We start from the raw sequence: 13,137 nt of genomic DNA, 5'->3' as shown, positions 1-13,137 counted from the left end.
ATGCGCCCCGGTCAGGAGAGCGCGTACACCGACTGCCACGCCGCGTGGAGATCCCCGGCACCGAGACCGGACAGGCCGTCCCGGAACGTGCGACGCGGCCCGGCCGGCACCGGGACCAGCGACGGCACGACCAGAACCGCACAGCCGGCCGCCTCGGCCGCCGCGGCACCGGTCGGCGAATCCTCCACCGCGAGACAGTGTTCCGGATCGACACCGAGCAACTCGGCCGCCCGCAGGTAGGGCGCCGGATCCGGCTTGCCCGCGGCGACCTCGTCGCCGCACACCGAGTGGTCGAAGTGTTCACGCCCGAGGGTGTCGAGTGCGGGCTCGCACAGTACCCGTTCGGTGTTGGTCACCAGCACCGAACCGAGCCCGAGGGACCGGACCAGCGTCAGCGCCTCCCGCGCACCGGGGCACCACGGCAGTCCCGCCGCGAACATCTCCGCCATGCGCGCGTACAGCCAGGACTTGGCCTGCGCCACCGCCTCCGGAGTCGGCTCGAGCCGCAGCGCCGCGAAGATGATCGCCAGGGCGTCGGGCGTCGCCGCGCCGATGGTGGCCGTCCGGGTGTCCTCGGCCATCGGCCCGCCGAGGTGCTCGGACAGCTCGCGGACACCGACGTCCCACAGGTTCTCCGACTCGAGCAGTGTGCCGTCCATGTCCCACAGGACGGCCCGCAATCCGGCCCCACCGCCGGTCACGCCGTCAGACATTGAAGTACTTGGCCTCGGGGTGGTGCAGCACGAAGGCGTCGGTCGACTGCTCCGGGTGCAGCTGCAGTTCCTCCGACAGCTTGACCCCGATCCGCTCGGGCTCGAGCAGGGTCACCATCTTGACGCGGTCCTCGAGTTCCGGGCAGGCGCCGTAGCCGAACGAGTAACGCGCACCGCGGTATCCGAGCTTGAAGTACTCCTCCACGTCCGCGGGATCCTGCTCCGCGAGCGGGTGCCCGCCCGGCAGGGTCAGCTCCTCGCGCACGCGCCGGTGCCAGTACTCGGCGAGCGCCTCGGTCAGCTGCACGCCGATGCCGTGCACCTCGAGGTAGTCGCGGTAGTTGTTGGCCGCGAACAGCTCGTTGGCGAAGTCGGCGATGGGCTGCCCCATGGTCACCAGCTGGAACGGCAGCACGTCCACCTGCCCGGTTCGCCGGGCCTCCTCGCGCGAGCGCACGAAGTCGGCGATGCACAGGAACCGGTCGCGCTGCTGGCGCGGGTAGCTGAACCGCATCCGTTCCGGCGCATCCGGTGTGGGTTCGGTGAGGACCACGACGTCGTCGCCCTCGGAGACGGCCGGGAAGTAGCCGTACACCACCGCCGCGTGCGCGAGGATCCCCTCGGAGGCGAGCCGGTCCAGCCAGTGCCGCAGCCGCGGCTTGCCCTCGGTCTCGACCAGCTCCTCGTAGGTCGGCCCGTCGCCGGCCCGCTGACCGCGCAGTCCCCACTGGCCCAGGAACAGCGCGCGCTCGTCGAGCAGACCCGAGTAGTCGGCGAGGGCGATGCCCTTGACGATGCGGGTGCCCCAGAACGGCGGTGTCGGGACCGCGATGTCGGTGGCCACGTCGGAGCGTTCCGGCACCACGACCGGCACCTCGGCGGCCTTGCGCGCCTCCGCGATTCGCTTGGAGCGTTCGTGGCGCGCCTTGCGCTCGGCCGCCTTCTCCTTCGCGGCCAGCGCCTCCGGGCTGTCCGGATCGGGGCCGCCGCCGCGCTTGACCGCCATGATCGAGTCCATCAGGTGCAGGCCCTCGAACGCGTCGCGCGCGTAGCTGACCTCGCCGTCGTACACGTCGGCGAGATCGTTCTCCACGTACGAGCGGGTCAGCGCGGCGCCGCCGAGGAGGACGGGGAACTGCTCGGCCACGCCCTTGGCGTTGAGCTCGAGCAGGTTCTCCTTCATCACGACGGTCGACTTCACCAGCAGACCGGACATGCCGATCACGTCGGCCTTCTTGTCGACGGCCGCGTCGAGGATGGTCGCGATCGGCTGCTTGATGCCGAGGTTGACCACCTCGTAGCCGTTGTTGCTGAGGATGATGTCGACGAGGTTCTTGCCGATGTCGTGGACGTCGCCCTTGACCGTCGCGATGACGATGCGGCCCTTGCCGTCCTCGTCGGTGGCCTCCATGTGCGGCTCCAGGTAGGCCACCGCCGCCTTCATCACCTCGGCGGACTGCAACACGAACGGCAGCTGCATCTGGCCGGAGCCGAAGAGCTCGCCGACCGTCTTCATGCCCGCCAGCAGCGTCTCGTTGATGATCTCCAGCGGCGGCCGCTGCGTCATCGCCTCGTCCAGGTCCGCCTCGAGGCCATCGCGTTCGCCGTCGACGATCCGACGCTCGAGCCGGTCGAACAGCGGCAGGCCGGCGAGTTCCTGGGCGCGGGTCTCGCGCGCGGAGGCCGCCGAGACGCCCTCGAACAGTTCCATCAGCTTCTGCAGCGGGTCGTAGCCCTCGCGGCGGCGGTCGTAGACCAGGTCGAGTGCGACCTGCCGCTGCTCCTCGGGGATGCGGGCCATCGGCAGGATCTTCGACGCGTGCACGATCGCCGTGTCGAGACCGGCCTCGGTGCACTCGTGCAGGAACACCGAGTTGAGCACCTGTCGCGCGGCCGCGTTGAGGCCGAAGGAGATGTTCGAGATGCCGAGGGTGAAGTGCACGCGCGGGTGCAGGCGCTTGAGTTCCCGGATCGCCTCGATGGTCTCGATGCCGTCGCGGCGCACTTCCTCCTGACCGGTGGAGATGGGGAAGGTCAGCGCGTCGATGATGACGTCGGACTCGTCCAGGCCCCAGTTGGTGGTGATGTCCTCGAGCAACCGCTCGGCGATCCGCACCTTGTGCTCGGCGGTGCGGGCCTGACCCTCCTCGTCGATGGTCAGCGCGACCACGGCGGCGCCGTGCTCCTTCACCAGTCGCATGATTCGCTGGAACCGGGAGTCGGGTCCGTCGCCGTCCTCGTAGTTGACCGAGTTCACCGCGCAGCGGCCGCCGAGGTGCTCGAGACCGGCGCGCAGCACGTCGGGCTCGGTGGAGTCCAGCATCACCGGCAGTGTCGAGGCGGTCGCGAATCGGCTTGCGAGCGCGGCCATGTCGGCCGCGCCGTCACGACCGACGTAGTCGACGTTGAGGTCGAGCATGTGTGCACCGTCGCGGGTCTGGTCCTTCGCGATGTCGATGCACTTCTGGTAGTCCTCGGCAATCATGGCCTCGCGGAAGGCCTTCGAGCCGTTGGAGTTGGTGCGCTCGCCGATCATCAGGATGCTGGCGTCCTGCTCGAAGGGGACCGCCGAGTACAGCGACGAGGTGCCCGGCTCGGGCGCGGGAGTGCGCAGGCCCTGCTCGACCAACCGGACCGCTTCGGCGACGCGGGTGATGTGCTCGGGGGTGGTGCCGCAACAGCCACCGACCATCGACAGTCCGTACTCGGTGACGAAGCCGCTGAGCGCGACCGCGAGCTCCTCGGCGGTGAGCGGGTACTCGGCACCGTTGACGCCGAGCACCGGAAGTCCCGCGTTCGGCATCACGGACACCGGCAGCCGCGAGTGCTTGGACAGGTGGCGCAGGTGCTCGCTCATCTCGTCCGGACCGGTGGCGCAGTTGAGGCCGATCATGTCGATGCCGAGCGGTTCGAGCGCGGTGAGCGCGGCGCCGATCTCGCTGCCGAGCAGCATGGTGCCGGTGGTCTCCACGGTGACGTGGGTGATGATCGGGATCCGACGGCCGAGCTGGTCCATCGCGTGCTGGCTGCCGATGATCGCCGCCTTGACCTGGAGCAGGTCCTGGCAGGTCTCGACGAGGATCGCGTCGGCGCCGCCGTCGATCATGCCGAGCGCCGACTCGGTGTACGCGTCGCGCAGTACCGCGAACGGTGCGTGGCCGAGGGTCGGCAGCTTCGTGCCGGGGCCCATCGACCCGAGGACGAAGCGGGCCATGCCGTCGCGGCCGGGTCCCATCTCGTCGGCGACGTCGCGGGCGATGCGGGTTCCACGCTCGGACAGGTCACGGATCCGGTGGGCGATGTCGTAGTCGGCGAGGTTCGGCAGGTTGCAGCCGAAGGTGTTGGTCTCGACGGCGTCGGCGCCGGCCTCGAAGTACGCGGCGTGGATCTCGCGCAGCACGTCGGGGCGGGTTTCGTTGAGGATCTCGTTGCAGCCTTCGAGGCCGAGGAAGTCGTCGAGAGTGAGATCCGCGGCCTGCAACATGGTTCCCATGGCACCGTCGCCGATCACAACGCGCTGTGAGAGCGCATCCAGCAGGGCGGAGTGGAATGGGGCAGACATGCCGTCCAGAGTAGTGGGCGACGCGAAGCACCCTGGTCGTAGGCTAGGCAGGTGAGTCCAACCGAACCCCTGCTCCCGCCCGACGGCGACGTCCCCACGCTGCGCAACCCCATCCTGGTTGCCGCGTTCGAGGGGTGGAACGACGCCGGCGACGCCGCCAGCGGCGCCGTCGAACACCTGGAGTTGACCTGGGACGCACGCCCGCTCGCCGAGCTGGATTCCGAGGACTACTACGACTATCAGGTCAACCGCCCGCAGGTCCGGCAGGTCGACGGGGTCACCCGGGAGATCCAGTGGCCCGCGACCCGGATCTCGGTGTGCTCGCCGCCCGGCAGCGAGCGCGACGTACTGCTGCTGCGCGGGATCGAGCCGAACATGCGCTGGCGCAGTTTCTGCGACGACCTGCTCGAGATCATCGAGGACCTCGGGGTGACCACCGTGGTCATCCTCGGCGCGCTGCTCGCCGACACCCCGCACACCCGGCCGGTGCCGGTGACCGGTACCGCCTACAGCACCGAGTCCGCGGAACGGTTCAACCTCGAGCAGACCCGCTACGAGGGGCCGACCGGCATCACCGGTGTGCTGCAGGACGAGTGCGTCAAGGCGGGGGTTCCGGCCATCTCCTTCTGGGCCGCGGTCCCGCACTACGTCTCGCAGCCGCCGAATCCGAAGGCCACCGTCGCGCTGCTGCAGCGGGTCGAGGACGTTCTCGACGTGGAGGTCCCGCTCGGCGAACTGCCGTCGCAGGCAGAGGACTGGGAGCAGTCGGTGACGGAGATGACCGTCGAGGACGAGGAGATCGCCGAGTACGTCCGGTCGCTCGAGGAGCGCGGCGACGCGGAGGTCGACATCTCCGAGGTGATCTCGAAGATCGACGGCGACGCCATCGCGGCCGAGTTCGAGCGCTACCTGCGGCGGCGCGGGCCGGGCAGCTTCGGCGGTCTGTGAGCTCGCACGACCTGCGCGCACGACTGCAACGCGGTGCGCTGTACGCGGGCGGTTTCCTCGGCCCGTTCGGTGGCGGGGTGGTCGCGTCGATGTTCCCCGAGCTGGGCGCTTCACTGGGGGTGAGCACCTCGCAGGCGGCATCCTCGCTGACCGCCTACCTGCTGCCGTTCGCCGCGCTGATGCTCGTCTCGGGGACGTACGGCGCCCGCTGGGGCGGGTTGCGGACCGTGCGCGTCGCCTACGGGGTGTACGCGGCCGCGGCCCTGTTGGCTGTCGTCGCGCCGACGTTCGCGGTGTTCCAGGTCAGCCGAGTGCTGCAGGGCTGCGCGAACTCGTTCACCACGCCCCTGCTGCTCGCGGCACTCGCTGCGGTCACCCCACAGGCCCGGCTGGGCCGGGCGCTCGGCGTCTTCGGGGCGCTGCAGGCGGCCGGGCAGACCACCGCACCGCTGGTCGGCGGGCTGGCCGCGGAGGTGAACTGGCGGATCGCGTTCGCGGTGATCGCGGTGGTGGCCGTCGGGCTCGGCGCGATCGGCCTGCCGCCGGCCGACGAGCCCACGACCCCCGACGCTCCCCCGCGCCTCCGGGACGCCCTCCGGCCGACGGTGCTGCGGGTGGGCCTGGTCGCGTTGCTGGGCTGGGGTGCCCTCGGCGGGCTGAACTTCCTGGTCGCGTTCCGCGCCGAGGACACCCTCGGTCTCGACTCGGCGCACCGCGGCCTGCTGCTGACCGTGTTCGGCCTCGCCGGGATGCTGGCGGCCCGACCGGTCGGTGTCGCGATCGACCGATTCGGGGCCCGCGCGGCCGTCATCACCGGGGCGATCGGCGGCGCGGTGCTGGTGGCCGCGACCGGGCTGCTCGGGTCGGTCGGGGCGGTCGCGGTGAGTTGGGCGCTCGCGGGCGTGGCCGGGCAGTTCGTGCTCGTCGGCGTCAACTCGGCGATCCTGACCTCGGAGGGCGCGAACCGGGGCGGCGCGGTGTCTGTGGTGCAGGCGCTGCGATTCACCGGGTCGGCCCTGGCCCCGCTGGCACTGACCCCGCTGTACGCGGCCAGCCCGGTCGCGGCGTTCGTGCTGCCGACCGCGATGCTCGCGATCGCCGCGCCGGTGCTCATGCCCCGCACGCACCGACGCGCCGACTGAGGTCGCACGCAACGACGCCTCACCCCGAGCTGCGTCGCGCCGCCGCGGACGGCCCCGGCACCGGTTCGGCGACCTCGAAGGGAATCTCCATGCGGGCCACCGTTCCTGCTCGGGGTCCGGGGCGGACGGCGAAGCTGCCGCCTGCGGCGACGACACGCAACTCGTGCGAGGTCAGCCCGATGTGGCCGCGGCCGCGGCTGCGGTCGATCGCTTCGGCGGAGATTCCGTCACCGTCGTCGGTCACCGCGAGCACCGCGCGTCCGCCGGTGTTCGCGAGCTCGATCCGCACGCTGTGGGCGTGCGCGTGTTTGACGACGTTGCTGAGCAGTTCGCGTGCGGCACTGAACAACACGTCGTCGACCTGAGTGCGGAGGTCGTCGCCCCAGCGAGATGTCTCGAGGTCCACCGTGAAGCCCCCGCGGGCCTGCGCGGATCGGGCGAGGTCGCCGAGCGCGCGGGCGAGACCGATGTGATCGAGCACCGTCGGATGCAGTTCCGACACGGTGGCCCGCAACAGGGTCGAGGTCTCGCCGAGTGCGTGCGTGATGCGTTCGAGGGCTCCGGGATCGGCGCCGGTCAGATCGTCGAGGTCCATCTTGGCCGCCAGAATGTACTGCAGCGCACCGTCGTGAAGCTGCTCGGACATCGCACGCCGTTCGCGTTGCTCGAGGCTCACCAACTCGGCGAGGAGCGCGGTGCGGTCCCTGACGAGCCTGCCGATGGTCAGCACCCTGGAGCGTTGGATGCGACTGAGGACTACTGCGCCTGCACCCAGACAGGCGAGCGCCATCGTGCTGAGCAGGACGGAGGACCACGGTTCCTCGTTGGAGGACATGGTGGCCCAGCTGGCGGCGAGGAACGCCCCGACCGTCGGGACGACGACTCCGACGCAGACCAGCGGGCGCAGCTGTGTGCACGCCAGCAGGGGTATCACGAACAACCCGTTGGTCAGAATGTTCGCGGTCCAACTCTGTTGCGCTTGAACGCCGGTCAACAGCGCGAGGCCGGCGAGCACGGCGAGGTCGACGAACAGTGCGAGCCAGATCGCGTTCACCGGCCCCCGGCCACCGCGGCGCGCCCACAGTGCCACCGCACTCGCCCAGATCGCGTAGCCCGTCAGGATCGCCGCGCACACGCCGAAGCCGTTGGCCGGCGGCACGACGAGGAGGGTCAGTCCGATGAACAGCACGAGTGCCCCGCGCAAGGCGAGCTGCAGGTGCACCCCGCGATAGGCGTGTTCGAGGAGTATTCGTTCGAAATCGGTACCGTCGCGTCCGTTCGCCGGTACCAGCACCTCCGACATGCGGCCACCTCTCGCTGAGCGCGCCGCGACCGGCCGCAGTCGAGGCCTACCGGCGTGGACCCTGCCGTGCCGGGCGACCGGTCCGGGGCGAGGTCGATGCTCGGTCCACACTCCAGACTCTATTCGCCGATCAGGCAAGCCACCCGCGGATCGGCCGCGGCGCCCGTACCGCTTCACCGCCCGTGAGTGGCTCTTGCCAGGAGCTCAATCGAGGGTCTTGACTGGATCGTGGGCCCGGTCGCCCTGATGTCGCCGGGTGACGCCCGCGACCGACCCGGGCCGAGTGCGCCCACAGCAACGCTGGATCCCATCACCGTGCGACACGGACAGCGAGGATGCAGATGTCGACACACCGAGCAGTGCACGTCCGGTCGGCCGGGGAGATATTGACCCTCGTCGACGTCGAAACCACCGCACCCGAGCCCGATCACGTCCGGATCGAGGTTGCCGCGTGCGGGATCTGCGGCACCGATCACGGATTCGTCAACGGCGGATTCCCGGGGATGTCCTGGCCGCTCACACCCGGTCACGAGATCGCCGGAACCATAGCCGAACTCGGCACCGGCGTCGACAACTTCACTGTCGGCGACCGGGTCGCCGTGGGCTGGTTCGGCGGTCACTGCAACGAGTGCGTCCCCTGCCGGCGAGGCCACTTCATCCACTGCGAGAAGCTGCAGGTGCCGAGCTGGCACTATCCCGGCGGATACGCCGAATCCGTGACCGTCCCGGCCAACGCACTCGCCCGAATACCTCGCGAACTGTCCTTCGTGGAGGCCGCACCATTGGGTTGCGCCGGCGTCACCACCTTCGACGCGCTCCGCAAGACCCGGGCGCGTCCCGGTGACCGGGTAGCGGTCCTGGGAGTCGGTGGGCTCGGGCACCTCGGTGTGCAGTTCGCGCGGGCGATGGGCTTCGACACGATCGCCGTCGCCCGCGGCGAGGGCAAGCGCGACGACGCCCTCGAGCTCGGCGCCCAGCACTACGTCGACTCGTCCGATGGCGACGTCGGCGAAGCCCTGCGCGAGCTCGGAGGCGTGTCGGTGGTCCTCGCGACCGCCGCGAACTCGAACGCGATGGCCGCCACGGTCGGTGGACTGCTGCCGCAGGGCGAACTCGTCGTCATCGGCGCAACCCCCGACCCGCTGCCGATCAGTCCCCTGCAGTTGATCCTGCGCGGGCTCAGCGTGACCGGTCACCCCGCCGGCACCGCCCGCGACGTGGAGGAGACGATGCGGTTCGCGGTCGTTTCGGGAGTTCGCGCCCGGATCGAGGAACGCCCCCTGGCCGACGCGGTGGCGGCGTACGCCGCCACCGAGGAGGGACGCGCCCGCTACCGGATGGTGCTCACCATGTGACCCCGTCGCGGCGGTTCGGTGGCGTCAGCTGCGCAGCACGGATTCGACGAGTTGGTGTATGCCGGTCTTCAGCCGGGCGGTCTGCCCCGACTGGATGAGGTGCAGCACGAGCTCGCCGCCCAGGGTGCCGAGCAGAAGTCGGGCGAACATGTCGGCATCGACGTCCGGTCGGGCTTCCGAAAGCAGGTCCGCAATGTGTCGGTACCAGAAGGCGTGAATCTCGTCGGTGTGCGGATCCTCGGTGGCAGTGTCGTAGGCCACCACCAGCCCGATGTTGACGACCACGAGGTCGGTCATGGCGTCGAAGTAGGCCAGCAGCCGCTCACCGGCCGGCGCACCCGGGCCGAGGGGCGGGGCGCCGTCGACCACGGCGCGGCGGAGGTCCTCGGCTCGCTCGAGAACCAGCGCGCGCATCAGGCCCGCGCGACTGCCGAACCGATGGAACAGAGTTCCCTTGCCGACGCCGGCGGCCGCCGCGATCTGCTCCATCGACACATCGCTGGGGCCGCGCTCGGCCAGCAACCGCGCCGCGGCGTCGAGGATCGCGCGCCGATTCCGCGCGGCATCCGCTCGCTCTGATCTCCGAACCTCGGACGACACCACACCTCCATTGACAACTTGACCGGCGGTCCATATCGTCGAACGCACCAGAACCGGACCGGCGGTCAGATTAGGGGAAATCATATGAGAGCAGTCATGTTGACGGCCACCGGCGGCCCGGAAACCCTCGTCACCCGGGAGGTTCCCGAGCCGTCGCCGGCGGCCGGGGAGGTGCTCGTTCGTACCGAGGCCACCCCGGTACTCTTCGTCGAGACCCAGATCAGATCCGGCGTCTTTCCCGTCCCGACGGGGCTACCGGCGGTATTCGGCACGCAGGCCGCGGGCGTCGTCACCGAGGTCGGCGCCGGCGTCGACCCCGCGCTCGTCGGCACCCGCGTGGTGGTCGCGGGCATGGGGATCGGGGCACATGCCGAGTTGGTGTGCGCGCCTGCGGAATCCGCCGTTCCGATCCCGGACGGGCTGTCCTGCGTCGATGCCGCCACGGTCGTGATGGGCGGATCCGTCGCACTGGCACTGCTCGAGACCGCGCGCCTGTCCGGTGACGACACGATCCTGATCGAAGCCGCAGGCACTGGCGTCGGCGGCTACCTGACCCAACTCGCGCGCTCGCGGGGCGCGGGCACGATCATCGCGACCGCCGGCAGCCCCGAGAACCGCGAACGCGCCCGCAGTTTCGGGGCAGACATCACCATCGATCACACCGAACCGGACTGGGCCGACCGCCTACCGGAAGCGTTGCGAGGCGACACCATCGACGTCGCGTTCGAGTCGGTCGGCGGCAGCAGCTCGCTCGCCGTCCTCGACGCGATGACACCACTGGTGGGGCGAATGCTCTACTACGGAATGCTCAGCGGCACGCCCGCCGCGGTCACGTCCTCGGACCTGCTCGCTCGAGGGCTCTCGCTGACCGGTTGCAGCGGCCCCGCCTGGCTCGCCCGGGTTGCCATCACTCAGTCGACTGTCCTCGAACTCGCGGCCAACGGCAGCATCGCCCCGATCATCGACACGGTGCTCGGATTCGACGATGCGGGACACGCACACGAACGGATCGAGCTGCGGCACGCGAAAGGGATGTTCGTCCTGACGCCTGAAAAGGGTTGACGGGCAGTCGGCTTCGATCCACACTTTCTTATGCCCGCGGATGACGAAGAGCGTCACATCGAGTTCGTGGTCGAACGCCTGACCCGCAAACATCCGAACGTCCCGGCTGCAACGGTTCGCGCAATCGTCGCTGCGTCGCACACACACTTCGCCGGCAGGCGTGTCCGCGACTTCGTCCCGCTGCTGGTCGAGCGCAATGCGGAAGCCGAGCTCAACCGCACCGGTCCACGGGACGTCGCTGTCGGCGCCGACGCCGCACCCGCAGGCAGTGGCAATCCCGGCCCGGCTGAACCCAGCCCTCCGGGGGCTACCGGTCGCCATCGAAAGCGCTGACCGAAGGAAGACCGTCAGGCGCGGCTCGCCACCCCTCGACCTCCGAGTCGAAGTGGTCGACAGTGGACACATGCGAGGAATCGCGTTCGACGCACCGGGGCCTCCCGGGGTGCTGACGTGGCGGGAGATGAGCCGTCCCGAGCCCTCACCGACCGACGTCGTGGTCGCCGTCCGAGCCGCCGGGATCACCCACGCCGACCTCCTCGAACGCGAAGGCCACTATCCGAGCCCGGGTGGCGGACCCCGTGTTCCCGGCCTCGAATGCGCGGGCACGATCCAGCGGGTCGGCGAACGGGTGATCGGCTGGTCGGAGGGCGAGCAGGTCTGCGCGCTGCTCGGCGGCGGTGGGTACGCGGAACTGGCCGTCGCGCCCGCACGACAGTTGCTGCCGATCCCGGACGGCCTGGGTTTCCCGGAGGCAGCGGCGCTGCCCGACGCGGCGTGCACCGCATACGCCAACCTGACGTTGAAGGCCCACCTGCGCGCAGGACAGTGGGTCCTCGTGCACGGCGGCGGCAGCGGCATCGGCACCATGGCCGTCCAATGGGCGAAGGCCTCCGGAGCCCATGTGATCACCACCGTCGGGAGCCGGACCAAGCTCGACCGGGTGCTGCGGCTCGGAGCCGACGTGGCCGTCGACTACCGCACCGACGACTTCGTGGCGCGGGCGCTCGCCGCCACCGGCGGCCGCGGCGTCGACGCGATCCTCGACGTGGTCGGCCGGCCGTACCTGCGCGAGAACATCGAGTGTCTCGGACCCGATGGACATCTCGTCGTCATCGGCGGAACACTCGGGCCCGTCGAGGTCGACCTCGGCCTGCTGTTCAGCAAGCGGGCCAGCATCGCGGTGACCTCCCTTCGCTCCCGCCCGCCCGATCAGAAGGCCGCCGTCGTCGCGGCCGTCCGCAGACACATGTGGCCGGTGATCGCACGCGGGGTGATCGCCCCCGTCGTCGACACCGTGCTGCCCATGCCGCTGGCCGCCGAAGCACACGAACTGCTGTACGGGGGACGGACCTTCGGCACCGTCGTCCTCACCGTCCCCTGAACGGCACCGCTGCCGTCACGCACCGCACTGCGACGACTACGTCTCGTCGGCGAGTTCCCGCGGGACGGCGACGGCGTCGACGAGGGCGCCGTTGCGCCACACGGTGACCTCGATGCGCCGGCCTATGGTGCCCTCGACCATGAGTGCCTGGATGTCGGTGGCGGTCGCGACGGGGTCTCCGTCGATCGCCACGAGGATGTCGCCGGTGCGAAGCCCCGCCGTCGCGGCGGCACTTCCGGGCACGACCTGCGCGACCTGGACACCGCGCTTACGCCCCAGCTTGGCGGCGAGCTCCGGCCGCAGGGGAACCTGCGTCCCGGCGATCCCGAGCCAGCCACGGCGCACACGTCCGGTACGCATCAGCGAGGCGATGATCCGTTCGGTTGTCGCGTTGATCGGCACCGCGAGACCGACTCCGACACCGGCGACGGCCGTGTTCACACCGACCAGGCGACCTTCGCTGTCGGCGAGAGCGCCGCCGCTGTTGCCGGGGTTCAGGGCCGCATCGGTCTGGATGACCTCGTCGATGACCCGACCGGACCGCGTCGGCAGCGACCGACCCAGCGCGGAGACGACACCGGCGGTCACGCTGCCGGCGAGGCCGAGCGGACTCCCCACGGCAACGACCAGCTGACCGACCCGCAGCTGGGCCGCATCGCCTCGCGCCACCGCCGGTGGCACGTCACCCCTCGCACGTAGAACCGCCAGGTCCGACAGGGTGTCCCGGCCGGTGACGTCCGCGACCACCTCGCCGCCATCGGAGAACGTCACGTCAGCCTGCCTCGCCCGGTCGACGACGTGGGCACTGGTCAGGATGAAGCCGTCGGGGGTGAGCACCGACCCGCTGCCGCCCCCTGTCCCCCGCCGGGTCCGGACCTGCAGACTGACGACGCTCGGGAGGACCCGCTCGGCGACCCGAATCACGGCTTCGGAGAACGCGTCCAGTGGCTCCGCATCCTTGCTCATGCACCGATCAACCCATCCGCCGACGTGGCCGATACCGCCGTTCGCGCAGAGCCGAAACCAACCGACGACCGCGGACGCGGGCTCGGGCTTGCCGTTGCGCTGTGC

Annotated in this window: 11 protein-coding genes; 6 read left to right on the top strand and 5 right to left on the bottom strand. The window is 70.3% G+C overall.

The window, feature by feature from the left end:
* Positions 1-11: 11 nt before the first annotated feature.
* Positions 12-713: an HAD family hydrolase gene (locus tag ACFVH2_RS18255; RefSeq protein WP_378425353.1), complete on the bottom strand. Its 702-nt coding sequence runs from the start codon at positions 711-713 to the stop codon at positions 12-14.
* Positions 706-4,275 (bottom strand): methionine synthase, encoded by a 3,570-nt coding sequence (gene metH / locus ACFVH2_RS18250; RefSeq protein WP_378425355.1) that lies wholly within the window; start codon positions 4,273-4,275, stop codon positions 706-708. The genes ACFVH2_RS18255 and metH overlap by 8 nt, the downstream gene beginning before the upstream one ends.
* 51 nt (positions 4,276-4,326) lie before the next feature.
* Here metH and ACFVH2_RS18245 point away from each other — a divergent pair, with 51 nt between their 5' ends.
* Positions 4,327-5,223: a PAC2 family protein gene (locus ACFVH2_RS18245; protein WP_378425357.1), complete on the top strand. Its 897-nt coding sequence runs from the start codon at positions 4,327-4,329 to the stop codon at positions 5,221-5,223.
* The gene (locus ACFVH2_RS18240) at positions 5,220-6,365 is read left to right on the top strand and encodes an MFS transporter (protein ID WP_378425359.1); all 1,146 of its coding nucleotides are present in this window, start codon (positions 5,220-5,222) and stop codon (positions 6,363-6,365) included. Before ACFVH2_RS18245 ends, ACFVH2_RS18240 begins: the two co-directional genes overlap by 4 nt.
* 19 nt (positions 6,366-6,384) lie before the next feature.
* Here ACFVH2_RS18240 and ACFVH2_RS18235 read toward each other — a convergent pair whose 3' ends face one another.
* Entirely contained in the window at positions 6,385-7,668 is a 1,284-nt protein-coding gene (locus ACFVH2_RS18235; protein ID WP_378425361.1) for a sensor histidine kinase, read from the bottom strand.
* A 341-nt stretch (positions 7,669-8,009) separates the two neighbouring features.
* On the opposite strand from ACFVH2_RS18235, the gene ACFVH2_RS18230 reads away from it, so the two are divergent.
* A complete protein-coding gene (locus ACFVH2_RS18230; RefSeq protein WP_378425363.1) occupies positions 8,010-9,023 on the top strand; it encodes an alcohol dehydrogenase catalytic domain-containing protein in 1,014 nt (337 codons plus the stop codon).
* Positions 9,024-9,047: 24 nt separating this feature from the next.
* On the opposite strand, the gene ACFVH2_RS18225 is transcribed toward ACFVH2_RS18230, so the two are convergent.
* The gene (locus tag ACFVH2_RS18225) at positions 9,048-9,623 is read right to left on the bottom strand and encodes a TetR/AcrR family transcriptional regulator (protein WP_378425365.1); all 576 of its coding nucleotides are present in this window, start codon (positions 9,621-9,623) and stop codon (positions 9,048-9,050) included.
* A gap of 84 nt (positions 9,624-9,707) precedes the next feature.
* Here ACFVH2_RS18225 and ACFVH2_RS18220 point away from each other — a divergent pair, with 84 nt between their 5' ends.
* The 3 genes from ACFVH2_RS18220 to ACFVH2_RS18210 all read left to right on the top strand — a co-directional run bounded on the left by ACFVH2_RS18220 (position 9,708) and on the right by ACFVH2_RS18210 (position 12,066).
* On the top strand, positions 9,708-10,685 hold the full coding sequence (locus ACFVH2_RS18220) for a zinc-binding alcohol dehydrogenase family protein (protein ID WP_378475716.1): 978 nt from the start codon (positions 9,708-9,710) through the stop codon (positions 10,683-10,685).
* Positions 10,686-10,715: 30 nt separating this feature from the next.
* The gene (locus tag ACFVH2_RS18215) at positions 10,716-11,018 is read left to right on the top strand and encodes a three-helix bundle dimerization domain-containing protein (protein ID WP_378425369.1); all 303 of its coding nucleotides are present in this window, start codon (positions 10,716-10,718) and stop codon (positions 11,016-11,018) included.
* 70 nt (positions 11,019-11,088) lie between these two features.
* Positions 11,089-12,066 (top strand): NAD(P)H-quinone oxidoreductase, encoded by a 978-nt coding sequence (locus ACFVH2_RS18210; RefSeq protein WP_378425371.1) that lies wholly within the window; start codon positions 11,089-11,091, stop codon positions 12,064-12,066.
* A 36-nt stretch (positions 12,067-12,102) separates the two neighbouring features.
* On the opposite strand, the gene ACFVH2_RS18205 is transcribed toward ACFVH2_RS18210, so the two are convergent.
* Entirely contained in the window at positions 12,103-13,032 is a 930-nt protein-coding gene (locus tag ACFVH2_RS18205) for a S1C family serine protease (RefSeq protein ID WP_378425373.1), read from the bottom strand.
* Between the last annotated feature and the right edge of the window lie 105 nt (positions 13,033-13,137).

It is taken from the genome of Rhodococcus sp. NPDC127527 (genome assembly GCF_042672245.1).
Classification (GTDB): domain Bacteria; phylum Actinomycetota; class Actinomycetes; order Mycobacteriales; family Mycobacteriaceae; genus Rhodococcus_G.
Note: the sequence above shows the minus strand (reverse complement) of the source record. Positions and strands in the feature narration are given on the sequence as shown.

Bases quoted from the DNA above. Each gene is read 5' to 3' on its own strand.
- ACFVH2_RS18230 (WP_378425363.1), top strand. From the start codon at position 8,010: ATGTCGACACACCGAGCAGTGCACGTCCGGTCGGCCGGGGAGATATTG.
- ACFVH2_RS18215 (WP_378425369.1), top strand. From the start codon at position 10,716: ATGCCCGCGGATGACGAAGAGCGTCACATCGAGTTCGTGGTCGAACGC.
- ACFVH2_RS18205 (WP_378425373.1), bottom strand. From the start codon at position 13,032: ATGAGCAAGGATGCGGAGCCACTGGACGCGTTCTCCGAAGCCGTGATT.
- ACFVH2_RS18255 (WP_378425353.1), bottom strand. From the start codon at position 713: ATGTCTGACGGCGTGACCGGCGGTGGGGCCGGATTGCGGGCCGTCCTG.
- metH (WP_378425355.1), bottom strand. From the start codon at position 4,275: ATGTCTGCCCCATTCCACTCCGCCCTGCTGGATGCGCTCTCACAGCGC.
- ACFVH2_RS18210 (WP_378425371.1), top strand. From the start codon at position 11,089: ATGCGAGGAATCGCGTTCGACGCACCGGGGCCTCCCGGGGTGCTGACG.
- ACFVH2_RS18235 (WP_378425361.1), bottom strand. From the start codon at position 7,668: ATGTCGGAGGTGCTGGTACCGGCGAACGGACGCGACGGTACCGATTTC.
- ACFVH2_RS18220 (WP_378475716.1), top strand. From the start codon at position 9,708: ATGAGAGCAGTCATGTTGACGGCCACCGGCGGCCCGGAAACCCTCGTC.